Annotated in this window: 22 protein-coding genes and 1 riboswitch; of the genes, 13 read left to right on the forward strand and 9 right to left on the reverse strand. The window is 37.1% G+C overall.

Annotation, left to right across the window (positions count from 1 at the left end; all coding sequences use genetic code 11):
- Nucleotides 1-170: 170 nt before the first annotated feature.
- The gene (gwsS, locus tag ACL9RH_RS20255; RefSeq protein WP_422695146.1) at nt 171-1,262 is read left to right on the forward strand and encodes a grasp-with-spasm system SPASM domain peptide maturase; all 1,092 of its coding nucleotides are present in this window, start codon (nt 171-173) and stop codon (nt 1,260-1,262) included.
- 31 nt (nt 1,263-1,293) lie between these two features.
- On the opposite strand, the gene ACL9RH_RS20260 is transcribed toward gwsS, so the two are convergent.
- From ACL9RH_RS20260 to ACL9RH_RS20295, 8 genes are all read right to left on the reverse strand, one after another.
- Nucleotides 1,294-2,037 (reverse strand): sulfite exporter TauE/SafE family protein, encoded by a 744-nt coding sequence (locus ACL9RH_RS20260; RefSeq protein WP_422695147.1) that lies wholly within the window; start codon nt 2,035-2,037, stop codon nt 1,294-1,296.
- The gene (locus tag ACL9RH_RS20265) at nt 2,028-2,480 is read right to left on the reverse strand and encodes a FixH family protein (protein WP_422695148.1); all 453 of its coding nucleotides are present in this window, start codon (nt 2,478-2,480) and stop codon (nt 2,028-2,030) included. Before ACL9RH_RS20265 ends, ACL9RH_RS20260 begins: the two co-directional genes overlap by 10 nt.
- Nucleotides 2,481-2,489: 9 nt before the next feature.
- Entirely contained in the window at nt 2,490-3,944 is a 1,455-nt protein-coding gene (gene ccoG, locus ACL9RH_RS20270) for a cytochrome c oxidase accessory protein CcoG (protein WP_422695149.1), read from the reverse strand.
- 95 nt (nt 3,945-4,039) lie between these two features.
- A complete protein-coding gene (locus ACL9RH_RS20275) occupies nt 4,040-4,918 on the reverse strand; it encodes a c-type cytochrome (RefSeq protein WP_422695151.1) in 879 nt (292 codons plus the stop codon).
- Nucleotides 4,919-4,927: 9 nt separating this feature from the next.
- Nucleotides 4,928-5,128, reverse strand: coding sequence for a cbb3-type cytochrome oxidase subunit 3 (locus ACL9RH_RS20280; protein WP_422695152.1), 201 nt, complete (start codon nt 5,126-5,128; stop codon nt 4,928-4,930).
- Nucleotides 5,129-5,146: 18 nt separating this feature from the next.
- The gene (gene ccoN, locus ACL9RH_RS20285; protein WP_422695153.1) at nt 5,147-7,408 is read right to left on the reverse strand and encodes a cytochrome-c oxidase, cbb3-type subunit I; all 2,262 of its coding nucleotides are present in this window, start codon (nt 7,406-7,408) and stop codon (nt 5,147-5,149) included.
- A gap of 21 nt (nt 7,409-7,429) precedes the next feature.
- Complete coding sequence (ccoS, locus tag ACL9RH_RS20290; protein WP_422695154.1) at nt 7,430-7,642, reverse strand: cbb3-type cytochrome oxidase assembly protein CcoS; 213 nt, start codon at nt 7,640-7,642, stop codon at nt 7,430-7,432.
- A 109-nt stretch (nt 7,643-7,751) separates the two neighbouring features.
- Entirely contained in the window at nt 7,752-10,130 is a 2,379-nt protein-coding gene (locus ACL9RH_RS20295) for a heavy metal translocating P-type ATPase (protein WP_422695155.1), read from the reverse strand.
- An 88-nt stretch (nt 10,131-10,218) separates the two neighbouring features.
- On the opposite strand from ACL9RH_RS20295, the gene ACL9RH_RS20300 reads away from it, so the two are divergent.
- From ACL9RH_RS20300 to ACL9RH_RS20355, 12 genes are all read left to right on the forward strand, one after another.
- Nucleotides 10,219-10,932, forward strand: coding sequence for a Crp/Fnr family transcriptional regulator (locus tag ACL9RH_RS20300; RefSeq protein ID WP_065400912.1), 714 nt, complete (start codon nt 10,219-10,221; stop codon nt 10,930-10,932).
- A gap of 63 nt (nt 10,933-10,995) precedes the next feature.
- The gene (panB, locus tag ACL9RH_RS20305; protein WP_422695156.1) at nt 10,996-11,811 is read left to right on the forward strand and encodes a 3-methyl-2-oxobutanoate hydroxymethyltransferase; all 816 of its coding nucleotides are present in this window, start codon (nt 10,996-10,998) and stop codon (nt 11,809-11,811) included.
- Nucleotides 11,812-11,814: 3 nt separating this feature from the next.
- Nucleotides 11,815-12,132, forward strand: a complete 318-nt coding sequence (locus tag ACL9RH_RS20310) for a hypothetical protein (protein ID WP_422695157.1) — start codon at nt 11,815-11,817, stop codon at nt 12,130-12,132.
- Between the two features lie 11 nt (nt 12,133-12,143).
- Entirely contained in the window at nt 12,144-12,821 is a 678-nt protein-coding gene (locus ACL9RH_RS20315) for an RluA family pseudouridine synthase (RefSeq protein WP_422695158.1), read from the forward strand.
- Nucleotides 12,822-12,840: 19 nt separating this feature from the next.
- On the forward strand, nt 12,841-13,680 hold the full coding sequence (locus ACL9RH_RS20320) for a hypothetical protein (protein ID WP_422695159.1): 840 nt from the start codon (nt 12,841-12,843) through the stop codon (nt 13,678-13,680).
- A gap of 110 nt (nt 13,681-13,790) precedes the next feature.
- A riboswitch (TPP riboswitch) is annotated at nt 13,791-13,887 on the forward strand.
- A gap of 57 nt (nt 13,888-13,944) precedes the next feature.
- The gene (gene thiS, locus ACL9RH_RS20325) at nt 13,945-14,151 is read left to right on the forward strand and encodes a sulfur carrier protein ThiS (RefSeq protein WP_422695160.1); all 207 of its coding nucleotides are present in this window, start codon (nt 13,945-13,947) and stop codon (nt 14,149-14,151) included.
- Nucleotides 14,152-14,175: 24 nt separating this feature from the next.
- Nucleotides 14,176-15,987 (forward strand): phosphomethylpyrimidine synthase ThiC, encoded by a 1,812-nt coding sequence (thiC, locus tag ACL9RH_RS20330; RefSeq protein ID WP_422695161.1) that lies wholly within the window; start codon nt 14,176-14,178, stop codon nt 15,985-15,987.
- Entirely contained in the window at nt 15,984-16,601 is a 618-nt protein-coding gene (locus ACL9RH_RS20335) for a thiamine phosphate synthase (RefSeq protein ID WP_422695162.1), read from the forward strand. The genes thiC and ACL9RH_RS20335 overlap by 4 nt, the downstream gene beginning before the upstream one ends.
- 25 nt (nt 16,602-16,626) lie before the next feature.
- A complete protein-coding gene (locus ACL9RH_RS20340) occupies nt 16,627-17,241 on the forward strand; it encodes a thiamine phosphate synthase (protein WP_422695163.1) in 615 nt (204 codons plus the stop codon).
- Nucleotides 17,238-18,014, forward strand: coding sequence for a thiazole synthase (locus ACL9RH_RS20345; protein WP_422695164.1), 777 nt, complete (start codon nt 17,238-17,240; stop codon nt 18,012-18,014). The genes ACL9RH_RS20340 and ACL9RH_RS20345 overlap by 4 nt, the downstream gene beginning before the upstream one ends.
- Before the next feature lie 10 nt (nt 18,015-18,024).
- Nucleotides 18,025-19,143, forward strand: a complete 1,119-nt coding sequence (gene thiH / locus ACL9RH_RS20350) for a 2-iminoacetate synthase ThiH (protein ID WP_422695165.1) — start codon at nt 18,025-18,027, stop codon at nt 19,141-19,143.
- 14 nt (nt 19,144-19,157) lie between these two features.
- Entirely contained in the window at nt 19,158-19,868 is a 711-nt protein-coding gene (locus ACL9RH_RS20355; protein ID WP_422695166.1) for a HesA/MoeB/ThiF family protein, read from the forward strand.
- Between the two features lie 82 nt (nt 19,869-19,950).
- On the opposite strand, the gene ACL9RH_RS20360 is transcribed toward ACL9RH_RS20355, so the two are convergent.
- The gene (locus ACL9RH_RS20360) at nt 19,951-22,176 is read right to left on the reverse strand and encodes an outer membrane beta-barrel protein (RefSeq protein WP_422695167.1); all 2,226 of its coding nucleotides are present in this window, start codon (nt 22,174-22,176) and stop codon (nt 19,951-19,953) included.
- Nucleotides 22,177-22,188: the final 12 nt, after the last annotated feature.

Consider the following 22,188-nt stretch of genomic DNA (forward strand, 5'->3'; position numbering starts at 1 on the left):
ATAAAAGAAATTGAGGCCAGTCATAGCGAACTCCCTCTAATCTTTCAAGAGCTGGAATTTAAGCAGATAAAAGCAAGTAAAACTTCCGAACGAAAAATTACATCAAGTCATTACCATACCCGAAAATTAGATGTTACTACCTTCTACAAGCCTATTTTAAGAATTGAAAAATGAAGCACGATTATTTTAGAGTCTTTACCAACTGTATTGTTACAAAAGGGTATACCCAATCTATTATCAGTGACATACAGCGCGAAAAGTCGGATTTTATCCCCAATTCTTTAACAGAAATTATAGAAAGACTGAATCAAAAAGAGAGTCTTGGTTCCATTTATAAAGAATATGGTAAAGAAAATAAGGCAGTAATAGATGAATATCTGGAGTTTCTAGTTCTGGAAGAATACGGCTTTTACTGTACAGGAGAAGAATTTGATATGTTTGTCGACTTAGACTTACGGTATCAAAACCCGGATAGAGTATCAAATCTAATTATTGAATTTAAAAAAAATGAATTGGCTTCTCTGAGAAATACAATTCCTCAGGTTGAAAAACTTGGCTGTAAATTTGTTGCATTGGTGTGCTATGAAGGTTTAGAGCCGGAAGATTTTGAAGAAATAAGATTGCTTTTTGATCATACTATTATTCATTCAGTTGAAATCATTTCTCAGTACTCGAATCGTATCTCTGAAAATCTTATTGCGGACATCAGTCTGAAATTTAAAAGACTTACTTCTTTGTTTTTGTTTAATTGTCCTCCTAAAATGAATATGAGATCAAAGAAGAAATACTGTGAAGTCACTTTCTCTCAAAAAAAATATACCAATTTTAGTTTTTGTGGGGGAATATCTTCTAATCATTTTCAAACCAATCTTCCCAAGTTTTTAGAAGCTAGAAATCACAATTCCTGCCTTAATAAGAAAATGGCAATCGACATCCATGGGAATATAAAAAACTGTCCTGCAATGCCTGAAAGCTTTGGTAATATAAAAGATATAACCTTAAATGAAGCTCTTCAGGAAAAGAATTTCAAACAATATTGGGAGGTTACAAAAGATAAAATTGCCGTTTGCAAAGACTGTGAATTCCGGTATATATGTACAGACTGCCGTGCTTTTACCGAGCGATCTGAAATGAATGCAGATTCCCTTGACGTTTCTAAACCGTTAAAATGTGGCTACGATCCCTATACAGGAGAGTGGGAAGAGTGGTCAACCAGTGAACTTAAACAAAAAGCGATTAACTATTACAAACAATTGTCATAATTGTTGAAATTCAATATTCTATAGTGAGCTTCTAATGACAGTTATTATTGGAATGGTTCATAGAACCGCCTTGATTATCCTTAGAGATTGTCATTGCTTCAGCTTTTGGAGAAACATAGGGTATTCCAAGCTCCATTCCTCTTAAAATAAATAATCCACCCAGAATGATCATAATCACTGGAACTGCTTTCAAAACTTTTACTCTGAAAGCCTGATTCATTAGATTTCCAGCCAAAACAATGGCAAACATGAATGGTAAGGTTCCCAAACCAAATAATGCCATGTATAAAGCTCCCTGCCATACTCCTCCTCCTGCGAGACTGGCGGTAAGAGCCATATAAACCATTCCGCATGGTAGAAAACCATTCAGTAGGCCTGTTGTGAATCTGGAACGGTAATCCGCTTTCTGAAGTAACTTTCCTAAATTCATTTTTACACTGTAAAGAAACTTAGACAAAAATGGAATCTTTGAGGCAAAATCTTTTCCACCAAAAGAAAAAACTGCCATAATGATCAATAGAATCCCTGCTGTAATGGTCAAATACTGCTGAAATCCTGCCATTTCAAACCCTTGTCCTATGATCCCCAAAATGCCACCCAATAAGGCATAAGTGAAAATTCTGCCAAATTGGTAGGTAAGATTTTGAAGATAGAAATTGGCAGCCTGTTTTTTTGTTAATCCCATCGATAAAGCAATAGGACCACACATTCCGATACAGTGAAAGCCGGAAGCAAAGCCTAAAGCAATAGCCGATATAACAAGTCCTATTTCCATATCACATCATAATCCATTCTATAGTCTGTTTTGTCTTTTGTCCATGTAAGTCTTAGTGTGTAATTTCCAACTTTCAGTATCTGAGAAGGGATTACAAATGACTTTGAGGCATCAAGCTGTACAGATTTTTTAATATCTAAATTCTGATCGTCGGTTCTGTTCAAAACAAATTTTACCGTAGTATTAGAGTTATCGTACTCTTTTGGAAAAGTGATTTTTATTCCGTTTTTATCCTGGCTGTAAACAGGTTTCTCCTGAAGATCATCGGCTTTCTTTTTAGCATCAATTACATCCTGATACTTCAGCTCTTCTTCATAATAATTGTCGGTAACCATTTCCGAGTTTTTCTGTCCGTTCGGGAAAAGAAACATCATGGATAATATAAAAACTATAAATGCTAATAATGCAATTACAACGCCGTGTCCCCAACTAAAGTTCTTCATCTTATTAAATTAAAATTGTAGTTTAAATGGTCCTTCGAAATAGGTTTGATAAGAATCTATCAGTTTGCCTTTCATATCGTAAACACCAATAGTAATATTTTGTTTAGAGAGTTTCATTTCATCTTCAGGGAAGCTGATATTGATGGTTCCCTTTGAAATTTTATCTCTGTCTACCTGAATTTTGCTTGATGCACTATATGTGATCTCACCGTGAGAAGGGCTGATTACCTTAATGGTAACAATTTTCTTTTCGTTGGTTTTATTCAGGAAGGTATAGTTATAAGTATTGATAATCTTATTATCTCTCACAAAGAATGTACTTCCGGCTGGTTTAATGAATTTAGCTTCCATTTCACCACGGCTGTATAACAAGTACCCAAGGAATCCTACAAGAAGCAGTAAGAATATAGAGAATCCTTTCATTCTTCCCGTAAACTTAAATGGTGTTTGCTGTTCAATTTCGTTCTCGGAAGCATATCTTACCAATCCTTTTGGAAGACCTACTTTTTCCATCACTTCATCACAGGCATCAATACAAGCGGTACAGTTGATACATTCAAGCTGTTGGCCGTCTCTGATGTCAATTCCTGTTGGACATACGACTACACATTGATGACAGTCGATACAGTCTCCTTTTCCTGCTGCTTTTCTATCTTCTCCTTTTCTCCATTTGGATCTTCCTTCTCCTCTTTTGAAATCGTAAAATACGTTGATGGTATCTTTGTCTATCAATACTCCCTGAAGTCTACCGTAAGGACAAACTAATGTACAAACCTGCTCTCTGAACCATGCAAATACAAAATAGAATGCTCCGGTAAGAAGAATCATTACGATAAAATTGGTAGGATGGGTAAATGGTCCTTCGGAAACAATTTTAAATACTTCTTCATACCCCACAATATACATGAACATAAAGTGAGTAATGATCAATGAAATGACAATGTAAACAGTCCATTTTAAGCTTCTTTTCCAGATCTTTTCACTGTTCCACTCCTGTCTGTCCAGCTTCATTTGCTTATTTCTGTCTCCTTCAATCAAATATTCGATTTTACGGAAGATCGATTCCATAAAAATTGTCTGAGGGCAAATCCACCCGCAGAAAATTCTTCCGAATGCAATCGTAAAAACGATAATAAAGATTAAGGATGCAATAGCTCCTAAAGTAAGGATAAAAAAGTCTTGTGGATAGAATGGCTGCCCAAAGATGAAAAATTCTCTGTCTATTACATTGAATAATAATAACGGGTTACCATTGATTTTGATGAACGGTAATGAAAAGTAAATAATGAGTAGAAGGTAGCTTACAATGTTTCTGTAGTTGGTGTATTTCCCTTTTGGTTTTCTTGGAAACACCCATCTTCTTTTTCCGGATTGCTCCATTGTCCCAATAGAATCTCTGTAAGTCTCAGGGTCCAGAACCTGTCCCTGTCCACCGCGTACTTCTATTTCTTCTATGTCTGACATATCTGTATAGGTTTTAAAAAAGAAAAAACATAATTCGTTACTATTTTTAAGGTAATAACAAATTATGTTTTTTTCATATATTTTCTAATTTTAAATTATTCTTTTTCCCAGTGAGCTTCTTCACCATATGGTGGAGCACCTCCCTGAGCCGGAGTAATTGGTTTCTGTTCCTGGTTGATGTGGTAAACATATGCTGCTACATTTTGGATATCAGCTCCTGTTAAAACCCCATTTTTACCCCAAGCCTGCATTGCAGTTCCTGCTACACCATTTTCTACAACGTGGAATACGTTTTTGAACAATGTTTTCTCAGGTTGGTTGTGCCAGTAGTTATCGGTAAGGTTTGGTCCGATACCTCCTCTTCCTCCTTCAGAGTGACAAGAAATACAAGTTGTTTTGAAGATCTCTTCACCTGCAGCGATATTATCAGCAGAATATTTAGCTGACTCAATAGTTACAGGAGGTTGTTCTTTCATATACTTGTCGATACTTGCAAGTTGTTCTTTATATTCTTTATCATATTCGCTTAGCGGGTGAGCGAAATCTGTGAAAGAGAACGCTGCGATATATACAATACAAAAAGCAGTCCCAAAATAGAATAAACCTACCCACCATTTCGGTAATTGGTTATCCAACTCCATAATTCCGTCGAAACCGTGGTCGATAAGGATATCTTTCTCCTCAGTTTCAGATTGCTTTTTGAATGCTGCATCATACATTCTTTTTAAGAAAGGAACTTTCTTTTCAGCCAAATACGCTGCTTTTTCTTCCGGAGATAATTTTTTGAATTTGTTGTTTTCAATCAAATCTCCAATAGCACTGTGAATGTAAGCTAAGATACCAGCGATCACAACTGTTCCCCAGAAGTAAGGCGAACCTAGGAACGCGTAGCTCTGTACAAATAAATAATAAAAAACTATTAAAAGTCCTATTATTATTAAGATGTTTACGATAACAGGTGTTCTTTGTTTCATAAAAATAGTTTAATTTTTTAAATTAAAATTGTCATCTTCATCATCCCCAAGTGGTGCTTCTTCTTCCTCTTTGTAATATTTTTTAGGTCTGCTAAAAACATAGATCACTAGAGCTACGAAGAACAGCATAAAGAAAATTAGAGCCAGGGTCTGGTAGAGACCAGCATTTTCTGTATTGGATAATATATCTTTAAAGTTCTGAGGAATCATATGAACCTTTTAATGTTTTTAGTTATTACTTGCTGTTTTGATTTCAGTTGTCTTGATATCAGTTCCCAGTCTCTGAAGATAAGAAATAAGAGCTACAATTTCTTTTTTCTCTAGTTCTCCCTGAGGTTTTTTAGCATATGCCTCTTTCAAGTCATTTGCTTCAGAGAAGATATCTTTTACAATTTTCGCTGACTGGTTGTTTGCCCATTTGTCTGCAGAATCAATTTGAGCCTTAGTGTAAGGTACATCAAATACATTCTTCATCAACTTCATTTTGTCTACCATTTTAGTTCTGTCTAAATCAGTAGCGATCAACCAAGGGTAACGTGGCATGATAGAACCTGCAGAAGTAGATCTTGGGTTATACATGTGCTTGTAGTGCCAAGAACTTGGGTTTTTGCCTCCTTCTCTATGTAAATCCGGTCCTGTTCTCTTAGAACCCCATAGGAATGGTCTGTCATATACGAATTCTCCAGCTTTAGAGTATTGTCCGTTTTTACCGTTGAATCTTACGATCTCATCTCTGAACGGTCTTACCATTTGAGAGTGACAAGCGTTACATCCTTCACGGATATAGATATCTCTACCTTCAAGTTCAAGCGGTGAATAAGGTTTTACCGCAGAAATGGTAGGTACACTTTTCTTAAGAGATAGTGTAGGGATAATTTCAATGGAACTACCGATTGAAATGGTGAAGAAAGATAAAATACCTAGTAATACCGGAGTTCTTTCCAGCCAAAGGTGAGTACCTTCTCCTTCTTTTCTGTTTTTACTGATGTTTGCCAACGCAGGAGCCTCAGCAGGAACTTCTTTTTGGAATGATCCTTTTCTTACTGTAGCGATTACGTTTACAATCATTAGGATTGCTCCTGAGATATAGAATAAACCTCCTACGAATCTCATTTTGAAGTAAGGGATAATAGCTGTTACAGTATCCAACCAGTTTTTCCATAATAGGGTTCCGTCTGGGTTGAACTGCTTCCACATTAATCCTTGTGTGAATCCTGAAATATACATTGGTACTGCATAGAAAATAATTCCTAGAGTTCCTAACCAGAAGTGCCAGTTAGCTAATTTTACAGACCAAAGTTTTGTTCTCCACATAATTGGTATTAGGTAATAGATAACCCCGAATGCCATGAAACCATTCCATCCAAGAGCTCCTAAGTGTACGTGACCGATAACCCAGTCTGTAAAGTGACCAATTTTGTTGATGTTTTTAGTTGCTAAAAGCGGACCTTCAAACGTTGCCATACCATAACAAGTAACAGCTACTACGAAGAACTTAAGGATAGGATTTTCTCTTACTTTATCCCAAGCTCCTCTTAGTGTAAGAAGACCATTTAACATACCTCCCCAAGATGGTGCAATAAGCATGATAGAGAAACCTGTTCCTACCGCCTGAGCCCAAGCTGGAAGAGCTGTATACTGAAGGTGGTGAGGACCAGCCCAGATATATACGAAAATTAATGACCAGAAGTGAATAATAGACAGTTTATAAGAGAATACCGGTCTGTCTGCAGCCTTCGGAAGGAAGTAATACATTAAACCAAGAACCGGTGTTGTCAATACGAATGCTACCGCATTGTGCCCGTACCACCACTGTACAATTGCATCTTTTACCCCTGCATATGCTGAATAAGATTTCCAGCCTGTGAAAGATAAAGGTACTTCAAGGTTGTTGAAGATGTGAAGCATTGCTACCGCAATCCAAGTACCGATGTAGAACCAAATTGCTACATAAAGGTGTCTCACTCTTCTTTTTGAAATAGTCAGGAACATATTGATCCCGAAAATGATCCATGAGAAAGCAATCAATATGTCGATCGGCCACTCGTGTTCAGCATATTCTTTAGAGGTATTGATCCCCATAAAGAATGTAACGAACGTAGCAACGATCATAAACTGCCAAGTCCAGAAATGTAACCAAGATAATGTATCACTGTACATTCTTGTTTTTAATAATCTTTGTAATGAGTAATAAATACCCGTGTAAACGATGTTACAAACGAATGCAAAGATTACTGTATTGGTGTGCAACATTCTGATTCTACCAAAACCAAATGCACCATGAGTGTTTATTAACCCTTGAATATTACCAGATGCCAAACTTTTAATGGTTGTATCATCTGTCCCGAAGAAGAATTCAGGTAATTCCGGGTAGAAAAGCATTAATGCCGCCGTAAGCCCGAACGTAAATCCTATGAGACCGAAAACTAAGGTCGCATAAAGGAACGCACGGACAATACTATTGTCATAACTAAACTTTTGTGTTTCCATATCAACTATTCACTATTTTTCTCAATTTTTATTATTTTCTCCTATTTCTTTTTCGTCTTTAGTTTTGTCGCCGCTTTCATCTTTTTCTTTGATTTTTCCATCATCAAAAAGGATTCTGACAGCAGGAGATTCATCATCTTCAAACTGTCCTTTTCGGGCATACACTATAAATACGACCAAGAAAATCGCAGCTAAAGAAACACTGCAGAGGATCATTAAATATAGAATATCCATTGGACAACAAAATTAACCTATTTTCGGGGTTCAAATTTAGTGAAAAATAATGACATTCATCACGAAATGCCGATTTCAGCTAATTTAAAATCAGTCTAAATAAGGGCGTTTAAGCTTGTTTTTTGAAATATTTACGTCCCAAAATCCAGGTTGAAACTGTCGTAAAGGTTACCACGGTAATTGAACTCGCTGGCATGATGATCGCAGCAAAAAGAGGATGCATATGTCCTGTAACAGCGTAACTTAACCCGATGATGTTGTAAAGAAAACTGATTATAAATGTCATTTTCACAATAGTGATAGAACCCTTACAAACATTCAGATAATTGTCCAGAGTCACTACCTTTTCTCCATTCATAATCACGTCAGAAGATGGCGTAAAACTGTTGGTGTCGTCTGCAATGGCAATACCTACATTACTCTGTTTTAACGCTCCTGCATCATTCAGTCCGTCACCAAGCATGGCGACTCTCATGTGCTGATCCTGAAGGTTTTTAATGTAATTCAGTTTGTCTTCCGGGCTTTGGTTGAAGGCCATTCCTTTATAGTTTGGAATAAGCTCTTTAAGCTGGTTTTCTTCCGAAGAATTGTCTCCACTCAGAATGAAAACTTTGTAGTTGGAAATTTTGTTGAAAAGCTCTTTCAGTTTCGGACGATATTCATTTTTAAAGATGAATTTTCCTACAAACTGATCATTTTTACTGATGTAAACGGCTGTTTCAAGATTTTTAGGTTCCTGGTTGTTGTAACGTGCGGAACCGATTTTGTAAAGATTACCTCTTACCTGAGCTTCGTATCCCTTTCCGGAAGTCTCTACGAATTTCTCCACTGGGTAATAATCATCACTTACTTCAATGAATTCATATAACGATTTTGAAAGCGGGTGGTTTGAGTTTTTTAATAACGTTTTGATATTCAGTAAATCAAATTCGTTAATTTCTGCTCCTTCGTATTTGATATTGGATTTTTTTCGGTGGGTAATAGTCCCTGTTTTATCAAAAACAATCGTATCCAGTTTAGCGATTTTTTCAATCGTTAAAGTATCTTTTACGTAGAACTTATTTCGACCTAAAATCCTCATAATGTGCCCGAAAGTAAATGGTGCAGACAATGCAAGCGCACATGGGCAGGCAATGATCAAAATGGCGGAAATAACCTGGAACATTTTCTCAAGATCGATAAATGACCAGTAGATTGCAGAAGCTACTGCAATGCCTAAAATAATGAAGGTGAAATATTTACTGATGTTGTTGGTAAGGGTGTCAAGCCCCGTTTCGTGTTTCTTAAACGCTTCTTTATTCCATAACTGGGTGAGGTAGCTCTGGTCAACATCCTTGATCACTTCCAGTTCCAAAGAAGAGCCAATCTGTTTTCCTCCTGCAAATATTTTATCACCAGGCTGTTTGCTGATGCTTTCACTTTCTCCAGTGATGAAACTGTTGTCGATATTTCCTTCTCCGTTAATCAAAATGGCATCTACCGGGATGATTTCCTGGTTTCTTACTAAGATTCTGTCACCTACTTTTACTTCCGAAAGAAGAATGTTGTCCTGTTTTCCTTCAAAATCTACTTTCGTAACAGCAATAGGGTAGAATGATTTGTAGTCTCTGTCATAAGAAAGGGCACTGTATGTTCTTTTCTGGAATATTTTCCCCATCAGCATGAAGAAAAGAAGCCCGCAAAGTGTATCAAAGTATCCCGGACCGTAATCTGTAACTACCTCATAGATACTTCTTCCGAAAAGAACGAATATTCCCAGTACAATAGGAACATCAATATTAACAATTTTATTTTTTAAACCGTACCATGCAGATTTATAATAGTCTGAAGCAGAGTAGAAAACAACAGGGCAGGCTAATAGGAACATCAATGTTCTGAAGAGCCCTTTATAATGTTCCATCCAGTAATCTTCACCTCCTACATACTCCGGGAATGCCAGAAACATTCCGTTTCCAAAAGCAAAACCTGCAATGGCAAATTTTACAAGAAGTGATTTATCCAGATGATCAACATTTTTTTCAGCAGTTTCAAGACTGATGACAGGTTTGTAACCCAGGTTGGTTAAAAAATTAGCTAGTTCGCTTAATTTTAGATCGTTATGATTGAATGAAACCTGTAAGGTCTTTCTGGTGAAGTTAACCTGAGAATATTTGATATGTTCATTCAACGTATGAAGGCTTTCCAATAGCCAGATGCAAGAAGAACAGTGAATTACAGGAATTTTAAACGTAACAAGACTGGTGTTTCCTTCCGAGAAATCTGTAACTTTTTCAAAGATCTCCGGTGTGTCCAAATAATCAAACTGAGTAGAATTCTCATCACCAGGACGAATTCCGGCTCCTTTATTCAGTTCGTAAAAATTACTTAAATTATTTAAATTCAGAATCTCATAAACAGATTTACATCCATTACAACAGAAAGTCTTTTCGTCAAATAAAATTCTCTCTTTTTCGATACCTTGACCACAATGAAAACAGTTCTCGCTCACCCCATAAAATATTGAACTACAAAATTATAACAATTTTTTTTGTTTATCGTGTTAAAAAGTTCTATTTTTGTGATAAATATCATATAAAATGCCGCAGGAACAACAGATAGCAATTGAAGAGAGGTTCGCCAGAGTTTTTAATGATAAATCATTTAAGGAAAGACTTTCTAGCGCAGATTTTGAAAAATATATTAACGGTAAAAAAAGATTGAGTTTTCAGAAACACGATACTATTTTTGAGGATGGAGAAACTCCGAAAGGAGTGTTTGTTCTTGAAAAAGGAGCCGCTAAACTTTCGAAATCGGGTGCCTTCGGGAAAGACCAGATTTTAAGATTTATCAAAGAAGGGGATATCATCGGCTATCGTTCTTTGCTTTGCGGGGAAAATTTCCAGGCCAAAGCAGAAGCTATGACAGACATTGAGTGCGTATTCTTACCTGCAGATATATTCATGTATCTTTTGGAGGTAGATCCACAGCTGTCTTTCGTAATGCTTCAGAAAATTTCGTACGAATTGGGAGAATCTTCCAACACTATTACTTTCTTAGCTCAGAAAACAGTAAGAGAAAGACTGGCGGAAATCCTTTTGCTTTTAGAACAGAAGCTGGGAGTAGATCCTGAAGGATTTATCAAAATTTCTTTAACAAGAGAAGAAATTGCCAACATCATCGGTACTGCTACAGAAAGTGCCATCCGACTGATCTCAGAATTCAAACAGGATAGCCTGATTGAAGTAGACGGAAGAAATATCAAGATTCTAAATCACGATAAACTCATGAAACTCGGTCACGTAGTTTTATAAAAATCATATAAAAATTTAAGTCGGCTACAGGCCGACTTTTTAACTTTTAAAAATAGATAAATTATGTCTGTTCACTCTGAAATTAAAAAAGTTACGACTGAAACCTTGCGTAAAATGAAATTCGACAAGGAAAAAATTACAATGCTTACTGCCTATGATTTTACCACAGCAAAAATGGTAGATGCAGGTGGAGTAGATGCTATTTTGATTGGGGATTCTGCAGCAAATGTAATGGCAGGTTTTGAAACTACATTACCTATTACTCTGGACCAAATGATCTATCATGTTCAAAGTGTTGTGAGAGGTACTGACAGGGCCTTGGTTATAGCAGATTTACCTTTCGGAACTTATCAGAGTAATCCTGAAAAAGCTCTGGAATCTGCCGTAAGAATGATGAAGGAAGGAGGCGCTCATGCAGTGAAGATTGAAGGAGGTAAAGAGATCTCCAAATCTATCAAGAAGATCATTAATGCAGGAATTCCGGTAATGGGACATTTAGGATTAACACCACAGTCTATTTACAAATTCGGAACATATAAAGTAAGAGCTAAAGATGAAGCAGAAGCTGAAAAACTGATCGCTGATGCACAACTTTTGGAAGAATTAGGCTGTTTCTCTGTTGTTTTAGAGAAAATTCCGGCAGAATTGGCTAAAAAAGTAACGGAAAGCATCTCTATTCCAACTATTGGAATTGGTGCGGGGGCAGACTGCGACGGACAGGTTTTAGTATATCATGATATGGTAGGAATGAACAAAGGTTTCAGTCCGAAATTTTTGAGAAGATATCTTGATCTTTACACAGAAATTACAGGGGCTGTTGCTCAATATGTAAAAGATGTAAAGAGCGTGGAATTTCCGAACGAAAACGAAAGTTATTAATCAATGCAAAATCAACAACAATCTATCCAGGGAATTTTATCCATTGCCGCATTAATTTGTCTTGCGGTGGGGTGGTTCAATTTATTTTCCGAGGATATCAATCATTTACTTTCAAGAAAAGTTTTCTATGTTTTGATAGGAGCAAGTTTCTTTATTCAGGCACCTTTGCTTACCAATAGAAATTTTGTGTATGCTATGTATGCTGCTGCTGCCGTTTGTGTATTTGGAGCTTTTTTACCTGAAGATTCAAAGCTTTCATCCGTGAAAACGATCGGTCTTCTGGGTGGAATTATCCTCTCAATGTCAAATAGAAAAAGATAGGCAGGAAGCGTATGAAGGAGCAGATCATATATGAAGACAACCATCTTATGGTGATTAACAAAAAGGTTGGTCAGCTTGTACAGGGCGATAAAACCGGCGATGAATCACTATTAGAATCGATCAAAAACTTTATTAAAATAAGAGATGCTAAGCCGGGAAATGTTTTTCTCGGCTTGGTTCATCGTATAGACCGCCCGACTTCTGGGTTGGTTATCTATGCTAAAACATCCAAAGCACTTTCCCGCCTTACTCAAATGGTGAAAAACCGTGAAGTAAAGAAGACTTACTGGGCGGTTGTAGGGAAAGAGATGATTCCGCAAACTCAAAGATTGGTGCATTATCTGAAGAAAAACGAAAAGAATAATAAGGCGATCGTTTTCCCTAAAGCTACAGAAGGAGCAAAAGAAGCTATTCTTACCTATCATGTGATTAAAACACTGGATAATTATCTTCTTCTCGAAATCGACCTTGAAACCGGAAGACATCATCAGATTCGTGCACAACTATCTAAAACAGGAGTGCCCATTAAAGGAGATCTGAAATATGGAGCTCCAAGGTCCAATCCTGACGGAGGAATCAATCTTCATGCAAGAAAACTGGAATTTGTTCATCCCGTTACCAAAGAAAATATTGAGATCATAGCTCCTGTTCCGCAGAATGACGCGATCTGGAGAGCTTGTGAAGAATAACATATCATAAAACTATACCATGAAATTCAAATCACTTTTATTAGCCACGTTGCTGGCTATGGCATCTTGTTCAGACAATGATGAATTGCCAGTTGATCATTCAGAACAGACGATTACTGAAAATACAAGTAAAATATCGTGGAATTATCCTGTTTTGTCACCTGTCTTTAATGGATTGGAACAAAATTATATGTTCGAATATGATTCTCAAGGTAGAGTTACTAAGAAAAATGGAGGTGTTGTACTGTCGTCAGGAGCTTCAGGAGGACTGAATCATTTTACGAATCTGATTTATACTAAAGTAACTTATACAGGAAATACTGCTGTCATAGATGATTATAGCTCTGATCCATCATTTAATGTTCAATTGAATGAAAGAAAATTTGATTTTGATAATCTTGGAAGAATCATAAAATCTGTCATTCCTTCAACTTATAATATCCAACAGGAAAAGCATTTGACATATACTTATGATACCTCAGGAAGGCTTATAGAAATTTTGACAGAATTCCCAAATTTGCCTTATGATTCTACAGATCCGGATGATTATGTTTTAACATTTCTAGAGAAATTCACTTATAACAGTGTGGGAAACTTAGAAAAAGCGGTTAGGGTAGAAAGACATAACAGTATGGTCTTTAAGACAACTCAGGAATTACAGTTTAGTAATTTTGATGGGGCTCAAAATCCATTTAAAAATCTTGGAATTTTTACAGATTATTTTTATTTGTCATTATCTAAAAATAATTTTCAAAAGCAAATTATAAAAGAGTTTGATTACTCTGGACAGGTAAGTTCTACAAAAGAATTGTCTTGGACCAACCAATATAATAATGGCCGCTTAAAGCTTTTTTACTAAAATATTCTTTGGTTTAAATATCAATAATGCCCGTTTCTGAAATTGAAATGGGCTTTTTGTTTAAAATCATTTTCAGATTTTGCCCATTCTGAAAAAATGTCTAACTTCGTCCCAGACTTTAGGGGTGTCTGTTACCAACAGACTGAGACTTTACCCTTTGAACCTGATCTGGATCATACCAGCGTAGGGAAAAGCAGATGACTTTTGCTGTGCATTCTATTGTACAATAATGGCCATTCCTAAAGTGTATATAAATCATTAGGAATGGAACTTATAATCAACCACACCCGAAAAACATTCGATGTACTTCCTGAAAATCTGGAAGCATTATTAGCTATTGAACTTCCCGGAAAGAAGAAGGGAATTGCTGTCGCTCTTAACAATCGTATTATTCCGCTGTCTGCCTGGGCAGAAACCATCCTTAACGACAAAGATTCAGTTTTAATCATTACTGCCACTCAGGGCGGTTAATTCTCATACTTAATACCAATATCTATGGCTCATTCAATTACATGTTCGCCATTTCCGAACTCAAAGAAAATCTACGTTGAAGGAAAAATTCACCCAATCAATGTAGCAATGCGTGAAATACAGCTTAGCCCAACCAAGCTTACCAATGGAAGTTTTGAAAATAATGCTCCGGTGACCATTTATGACACCTCAGGACCTTATACAGACGTAAATGCAGAAATTGATATCCAGAGAGGGCTTCCAAGAATCAGAGAACAATGGATTCTTGACAGAAATGACGTCAATATCCTGGAAGGAATCACTTCGGAATATGGAAAGGCCCGTTTAGCAGATTCCCGCCTTGATGAACTGCGTTTTTCATATGACCACAAGCCAAAAGTAGCACAGGAAGGTAAAGAACTTACCCAGCTTTATTATGCAAAACAGGGAATCATTACCCCTGAGATGGAATATGTGGCTATCAGAGAAAATCAAAAAATAGAACAGTTGGGCACCGTTTCAAAGGAAATGGCATTCCAACATGCCGGGCACAGCTTTGGTGCTAACACTCCAAAAGGAAAAATTACTCCGGAGTTTGTAAGAGACGAAATTGCTGCCGGAAGAGCCATTATTCCAAACAATATCAATCACCCGGAAAGCGAACCCATGATTATTGGGCGAAACTTTTTAGTAAAAATTAATGCCAATATCGGAAACAGTGCTGTTTCATCCAGTATTGAAGAAGAAGTTGAAAAAGCGGTGTGGGCTTGCCGATGGGGAGCAGATACGATTATGGATCTCTCAACCGGAAAGAATATTCATGAAACAAGAGAATGGATCATTAGAAATAGTCCTGTTCCCATTGGTACCGTTCCTATTTATCAGGCTTTGGAAAAAGTAAAAGGAGTTCCTGAAGATCTTACATGGGAAATATTCAGAGATACGCTGATTGAACAGGCGGAGCAGGGAGTGTCTTATTTCACGATCCATGCCGGTGTTTTATTGCGTTATATTCATTTGACAGCCAATAGAGTAACAGGAATTGTATCAAGAGGAGGATCTATCATGGCAAAATGGTGCTTGTTTCATCATAAAGAAAGCTTTTTGTACACCCATTTCGAAGAAATCTGTGAGATCATGAAAAAATATGACGTGGCTTTCTCGTTAGGAGACGGTCTTCGTCCCGGTTCTATTGCAGATGCCAATGATGCGGCTCAATTTGCAGAACTGGAAACTTTAGGCGAACTGACAAAAATCGCCTGGAAACATAACGTACAGGTGATGATTGAAGGTCCTGGCCACGTTCCAATGCATATGATCAAAGAAAATATGGAAAAACAATTGGAAGAATGTCATGAAGCTCCTTTCTATACATTAGGCCCTTTGACAACGGATATCGCTCCTGGATATGATCACATTACCTCCGGAATTGGAGCTGCCATGATCGGATGGTTCGGATGTGCGATGCTTTGCTATGTAACCCCGAAAGAACATTTGGGTCTTCCGAATAAAGAAGATGTAAAAGTTGGAGTTATTACTTATAAGCTGGCAGCTCATGCTGCGGATTTGGCAAAAGGACATCCGGGAGCACAGTACAGGGATAATGCATTGAGTAAAGCAAGATTTGAATTCAGATGGGAAGACCAGTTTAATCTTTCCTTAGATCCGGATACAGCAAGATCATACCATGATGAAACCCTTCCTGCTGACGGTGCTAAAATTGCACATTTCTGCTCAATGTGCGGTCCTAAATTCTGTTCAATGAAAATTACACAGGAAATTCGTGAATCTGCAGAAAAAGGAATGCTGGATAAGTCACAGGAATTCATTGAAAAAGGAAAAGAAATCTATATATGATCCTTGTCATCACTCCTGAGAAGATCGTTTCCTATGAAGCAGAGATTATCAATCAATTGTTTCAGGAAGGTCTGGATTTGCTCCATATCAGAAAACCTGGAATAAGCCGACATGAAATGATTCGTTTTATCGATAAGATTGATGCTTCATTTTATCCTCAATTGGTTCTTCATAACCATCATGAATTGGGGGAAAGGTATGGTATTTCAAGATTTCACTTTAGAGAGCCGGATCGACAGGAGGGAATATGCAGAAGATTTGTGGGGGAAAACATTCTTTCAACTTCTGTACATGATATTACAACCTACAATACATTGGGAAAAGAATGGGAATATGCTTTTATAAGCCCGTTCTTTCCCAGTATTTCTAAAAAAGGATATGGCGAAAACTCAACGGTTATGGAGAGTGTAAACCATAAAGAAAACTCTGATGTGAAATTAATAGCGTTGGGAGGAATTGCTTCTGATAATATAGAGATGGTTCTAGATGCTGGTGCCGACGGAGTCGCTTTACTGGGAGCAATCTGGGAAAATGAAGATGCCTTACGGGTTTTTAGAGAATGTAGGAAGAACATCATTTATAGATCAGCCGAAAAAGATAAAAATAGAAATTAAAAAGTAATTCTACATTCATAGGCATATGGAAAAATTACAATACATATCACAGGGAAACACACAACAGGAACAGGAAACTAATATCCGCAAAGCTCTAGATCATGGAATACAATGGATACAGGTCCGATGGAAAAATGCTCCTGAGCATGAACTAGCCGTCCTTTGTGAAATATCAAAAAAACTTTGTGCAGAATATCAGTCGGTATGCATTATCAACGATCATGTTCAGTTGGCAAAAAACATTGATGCGGATGGTGTTCACCTCGGTTTGGACGATACTCCTATTGAACAGGCAAGAATGATCCTGGGTGAAAACAAAATTATCGGAGGTACAGCCAACACGCTTGATGATGTTATTCAAAGGATCAACGAATCCTGTGATTATATCGGACTTGGACCGTTGAGATTTACCAATACCAAAGAAAAATTGAGCCCTGTTTTAGGATTTGAAGGCTATCAATCTATCATTGAGAGTCTAAAAGAACGTTCAATAGTGATTCCCAAGATTTTTGCAATAGGCAGCGTTACCCTTGAAGACCTTCACATTTTACAAGAAATCGGGATCTATGGAGCTTCCATTTCCGGAGAAATAACAAAGAAGCCATCCATTATTAATGATTTAAAAAAAGCAATGATATGAATAATCAACAATTAGTTATAGCAGGAAGAACTTTTGAATCCAGACTGTTTTTGGGGACAGGAAAATTCGGAAGTCTTAGAGATATGACCTCATCTGTTATCGCTTCAGGAACAGATATGGTAACAATGGCACTCAAAAGAATCGATGCACAATCAGCAGAAGATGATTTGCTGGATTCTTTACGAGAAACAAACGTGCACCTTTTACCCAATACTTCTGGAGCCAGAACGGCAAAAGAAGCTGTATTGGCAGCACAATTGGCCAGAGAAGCCCTCGAAACCAACTGGGTAAAACTGGAAATTCACCCAGATCCTAAATATTTACTTCCCGATCCGATAGAAACCCTTTACGCGACAGAAGAACTTGCTAAATTAGGATTTGTGGTGATGCCTTACATTCATGCAGACCCTGTATTGTGTAAACGTCTCGAAGATGCAGGGACAGCAGTTGTAATGCCATTAGGAGCTCCCATTGGGACAAATAAGGGATTGAGAACTTTAGACTTTCTAGAAATAATTATCAGTCAGAGTAACGTGCCTGTGGTAGTAGATGCTGGAATTGGAGCCCCGTCTGATGCTGCTAAAGCTATGGAAATGGGGGCTGACGCCGTTCTTGTTAATACCGCAATTGCTGTGGCCGGAAATCCGGTTAATATGGCTATTGCTTTCAAAGAAGGAGTTATTGCCGGAAGAAGGGCTTTTGAATCAGGATTAGGAGCAATTGCCAATCATGCCGAAGCATCCAGTCCGCTTACTTCATTTTTATTCGAATAAAACCAGAAAAATGAACAGCTTTAAAGACGTTTTTGAAAAATACGACTGGAATGAAATAAAAAATAGGGTCGATAAAGTAAGTTTATCAGAAGTTCATAACAGCCTTCAGAAAAAAAATAAAACAATAGAAGACTTTTTGAACCTGCTTTCCCCAGCTGCTTCACAGGAACTGGAACTGATGGCAAAAATGACCCGATCACTGACACAAAAACGCTTCGGAAAGACCATTCAACTGTATGCTCCTTTATATCTCAGTAATGAATGTCAGAATATCTGTACGTACTGTGGATTCAGCTTGGATAATCATTTAAAGAGAAAAACCCTTTCTGATACAGAGCTCATGATTGAAGCTTCAGTCTTGAAATCAATGGGGGTAAACCATGTTCTGTTGGTAAGTGGAGAGGCTAATAAAATAGTTGGTGTTCCTTACTTTCAAAATGCAGTTCGGATGCTTAAACCTCACTTTTCCAATATCTCTATAGAAGTACAACCTTTAATGGAAGAGGAATACAGCCTTCTTCATCAGGAAGGAGTACATTCTGTTTTGGTGTATCAGGAAACTTATCATGAAGAGGTCTATAAAGAATATCATCCGAAAGGAAAGAAATCTAATTTTCACTTCCGTTTAGATACTCCGGATAGGATAGGAAAAGCAGGCATCCATAAAATAGGACTGGGAGTTTTGCTCGGGCTGGAAGATTGGCGTGTAGATAGTTTTTTTAATGCGCTTCATATTGATTACCTTCAAAAACAGTATTGGAAAAGTAAATTTTCGGTTTCGTTTCCAAGGCTCAGACCTGCAGAAGGTATTATTGAACCCAATTTCATTATGGAAGACAAAGATCTGCTTCAATTGATCTGTGCTTACAGAATCTGGAATGAAGATCTTGAAATATCAATCTCTACCAGAGAAAACGAAGTGTTTAGAAATAATATCGTGTCTTTAGGAGCTACTGCAATGAGTGCCGGATCCAAAACCAATCCCGGAGGATATGCTGTAGATAAAGAATCTCTGGAACAGTTTGAAACCAGTGATGAAAGAAGTATGGAAGAGATCAAAATGATGATCAGACAATCAGGATATGACCCGGTAATGAAAGATTGGGATTCTGTGTACAGTGGTTTTTAAATTGAACGGAAAGAATGGGAAAAGCAGACGATCTATCAAGGTACAGCCGTCAGATATTTATTGAAGAAATAGGATTGGAGGGACAAAAGAAAATCATAGCTTCAAAAGTATTGGTTATAGGAGCTGGAGGGCTGGGAAGTCCTGTTATACAATACTTGTCCGCAGCAGGAGTAGGAATGTTAGGAGTTGCCGATTTCGATCTTGTAGAACTTCATAATCTAAACAGACAGATTATTCATACCGAAAATAGTGTAGGAATATCCAAAGTGAAAAGTGCAGAGAAATTTGTGCAAAATCTCAATCATCAGGTGAAATTTGTTGCGATTGAAGAAAAGATAAACGAATCAAATGCAGAGAATATTCTGTCTACGTACGATGTTATCATTGATGGTTCTGATAATTTTTCAACAAGATATTTGGTAAATGATACCTGTGTGAAACTTAACAAAACCTTGGTATACGGCAGTATTCTCGGATTTTCAGGACAGATCGCTGTATTCAACCATAACGGAAGCAAAAACCTTAGAGATATCTTCCCGGAACCTCCTTTTGAAGAAGATCTTCCGGATTGTGACAGTCTGGGCGTTTTAGGCACCCTGCCAGGAATAATAGGAAGTATGATGGCTCTGCAAGCATTAAAAATTATTACAAGTCTTCCGGTATATTTAAATCAGCTGACTTTGGTAGATACCATGAACTGGAGATTTCAGACGATAGATTTTTAAAATATTTAATAAGAATAGATTCATCAATACAAAACAGACGGTAATTATTTTACCGCCTGTTCTATTTTATAATAAAGAAAGATTATTGTCCCTGTTGCATTACGCCGCCATTATCTTCTTTTTTAGTCTGGTTTAGGATACTTGAATCCTCTTTTGCCAGTTTGTTCTTCGTTGGAATTTTATAGTTGATAGAAATTCCGAAGTTTCTCGTATCATACTTACTGCTGATCATCACAGGCGTTCCTTGTGGCGGATTAGAAACTACCTGCATTACCTGACCGTTGAAAATATCATTAGCAAAAACAGAAAGCGTCAAACGGTTGTTCATAAACTTCTTCGTTAGTGTAAGATCAAACGAGTTGTTGAATGGTTTCTCTGCAGTGAAGTAAAAATAGCCTGCCTTTGGAGTCAAATAACTGTAGTTGGCTGTTAGTTTTATATCTTTAGGTAAAATAATTTGAGTCATGATATTAAAGATCCAAAAACCTTTATTATTCAAATTGTCAATTTCATGCTTCTGATAACCGGCATATAAATACATGAAGTTAATCTTATCAGGGTTAAAATTAAATTTCATGATCTCACTTAAAGGTTTGCTGAAAACCATAAAAGGAATCGGTAATCCAACGTTGAAATTGTGAATTTTCATATTAGAGATATTCACCTGCTCATTGAAGAGCTTTCTTCCGTCTTTTCTGATAATTTGTGCTACCTGATTGGTTGCTGAACTTACGCTGTACCCAATAAATGCATAATCAAAAGCTGAAATTTTTACTTCATAATTATCGAAAATTGTAGGCTGTAGATTCGGGTTACCATTTACCTGTGTACTTGGCCCTGCAAATGTTACGTTATTCGGGTTTAAGGCAGAAATACTTGGCAAACTGATTTTTCGGTTATAATTCGCAGAAACATTAACCTGACTCATCATGTTATACTGGATACTTGCGTTCGGGAAAAGTTTAAACTTATTAAAAGGAATTAAATCAGCTTCCACCACTTTTTTATCCTTAATAAATCTTGTTATCCCTGAGATATCGTAGTTTTCCGCTCGGGAACCTAATGTGAAATCAAACTTTTTCAGTTTAGCCTGAAACTCCAAATAAGTAGAAGCGGTTTGTCTTTGATACTTAAGGTTCGTTAATCCAAAACTTTCCGTATCATAATCCTGTCTTTCATATAATCCACCAAAACTTACTTTACCTCCGTCCAGAAGCTTGATAGGCTGAGCATAATCTACTTTAAAGTTGGCAATATTCATCACCGATTTATTGTTCAGAATGTCTTTTAAACCACTCTGTTCGCTATTGATGGGTAAGTATGGACTTTGTGCGAAATTACCATCCTGAAAGAAGTTGTCCTGCGAAAATTTGCTGTCAGACCTTGTATATCCAAATTGGAAATCCAGTTTTTGTGATTTGTCAGCAAAACGTTTTTGATACGTTACAACAGCCTCCTGTCTCAAATTATTTGTATGAGCTACATCCGAAGACGTATAAAAAGCTTCTCTTAAATCGTTCAGATCTCTGTTGAAAGGTAGATCTCCGTGGCCGTTACTTAGTGTGTAGTTGTCGTTATTGTTGTGATAGATATCGTAGTTTAATAACAATCTATCTTGTCCTAAATCAAAGGTCAATCCTGATTTTGCAAAATAGCCGCGCCCATATCTATCCGTATGACTGTTTAAAAGCTCATCCTGTTGCCCGTTAAGCATACTTTCACGATAATTCTGGCCTACATTTAGCTGCCAACCAAAATATTTATTTCTTGCATTTAAATTCACAGAATTGGTAGTTCTGCTTCTGTATTTATCATAATTGGTAAAAGAATAGTTTCCGGAATACGTTGCTGTTAAGTATTTATTAGCATTTTTATTCGTAATAATATTCATGATCGCACCTCCGGAAGTAGCAGGAAATTCTGCACCTGGCTGGGTGATCACTTCTATTCTTTCTACAGAATTGGCAGGCATCCCTTCAAGAAAAGAATTCAGGTCGTTAGACGTGATGTTTAAAGGTCTTCCGTTAAGGTATACTTCCAGCACTTTTCCCTGATACATCATTCCTGCAATATCGGTTGCAACAAGTCCCGGAAGTTTTTTAATTCCTTCCAGAACGTTTCCGTTATTCAGTTGAGGTTGTTCAGAAAAATCGAAAATAGTACGGTCTGCCTTTTGTTCAACGGCTTTTTTAGTTTTGGTGATGACAACACCTTCAATTTGTTTCTCTTTAGGAGTGTTATTCTGCTTTTCCTGAGAGAAGGCAAAGATAGAACTCAAGAGTGATAAAGCGAATATAGTTTTTCTCATAATGTTTTTTTA

This window comes from Chryseobacterium sp. Mn2064 (assembly GCF_049319685.1).
Classification (GTDB): Bacteria; Bacteroidota; Bacteroidia; order Flavobacteriales; family Weeksellaceae; genus Chryseobacterium.

Bases quoted from the DNA above. Each gene is read 5' to 3' on its own strand.
- gwsS (WP_422695146.1), top strand. From the start codon at position 171: ATGAAGCACGATTATTTTAGAGTCTTTACCAACTGTATTGTTACAAAA.
- ACL9RH_RS20260 (WP_422695147.1), bottom strand. From the start codon at position 2,037: ATGGAAATAGGACTTGTTATATCGGCTATTGCTTTAGGCTTTGCTTCC.
- ACL9RH_RS20265 (WP_422695148.1), bottom strand. From the start codon at position 2,480: ATGAAGAACTTTAGTTGGGGACACGGCGTTGTAATTGCATTATTAGCA.
- ccoG (WP_422695149.1), bottom strand. From the start codon at position 3,944: ATGTCAGACATAGAAGAAATAGAAGTACGCGGTGGACAGGGACAGGTT.
- ACL9RH_RS20275 (WP_422695151.1), bottom strand. From the start codon at position 4,918: ATGAAACAAAGAACACCTGTTATCGTAAACATCTTAATAATAATAGGA.
- ACL9RH_RS20280 (WP_422695152.1), bottom strand. From the start codon at position 5,128: ATGATTCCTCAGAACTTTAAAGATATATTATCCAATACAGAAAATGCT.
- ccoN (WP_422695153.1), bottom strand. From the start codon at position 7,408: ATGGAAACACAAAAGTTTAGTTATGACAATAGTATTGTCCGTGCGTTC.
- ccoS (WP_422695154.1), bottom strand. From the start codon at position 7,642: ATGGATATTCTATATTTAATGATCCTCTGCAGTGTTTCTTTAGCTGCG.
- ACL9RH_RS20300 (WP_065400912.1), top strand. From the start codon at position 10,219: ATGCCGCAGGAACAACAGATAGCAATTGAAGAGAGGTTCGCCAGAGTT.
- panB (WP_422695156.1), top strand. From the start codon at position 10,996: ATGTCTGTTCACTCTGAAATTAAAAAAGTTACGACTGAAACCTTGCGT.
- ACL9RH_RS20310 (WP_422695157.1), top strand. From the start codon at position 11,815: ATGCAAAATCAACAACAATCTATCCAGGGAATTTTATCCATTGCCGCA.
- ACL9RH_RS20315 (WP_422695158.1), top strand. From the start codon at position 12,144: ATGAAGGAGCAGATCATATATGAAGACAACCATCTTATGGTGATTAAC.
- ACL9RH_RS20320 (WP_422695159.1), top strand. From the start codon at position 12,841: ATGAAATTCAAATCACTTTTATTAGCCACGTTGCTGGCTATGGCATCT.
- thiS (WP_422695160.1), top strand. From the start codon at position 13,945: ATGGAACTTATAATCAACCACACCCGAAAAACATTCGATGTACTTCCT.
- thiC (WP_422695161.1), top strand. From the start codon at position 14,176: ATGGCTCATTCAATTACATGTTCGCCATTTCCGAACTCAAAGAAAATC.
- ACL9RH_RS20335 (WP_422695162.1), top strand. From the start codon at position 15,984: ATGATCCTTGTCATCACTCCTGAGAAGATCGTTTCCTATGAAGCAGAG.
- ACL9RH_RS20340 (WP_422695163.1), top strand. From the start codon at position 16,627: ATGGAAAAATTACAATACATATCACAGGGAAACACACAACAGGAACAG.
- ACL9RH_RS20345 (WP_422695164.1), top strand. From the start codon at position 17,238: ATGAATAATCAACAATTAGTTATAGCAGGAAGAACTTTTGAATCCAGA.
- thiH (WP_422695165.1), top strand. From the start codon at position 18,025: ATGAACAGCTTTAAAGACGTTTTTGAAAAATACGACTGGAATGAAATA.
- ACL9RH_RS20355 (WP_422695166.1), top strand. From the start codon at position 19,158: ATGGGAAAAGCAGACGATCTATCAAGGTACAGCCGTCAGATATTTATT.
- ACL9RH_RS20360 (WP_422695167.1), bottom strand. From the start codon at position 22,176: ATGAGAAAAACTATATTCGCTTTATCACTCTTGAGTTCTATCTTTGCC.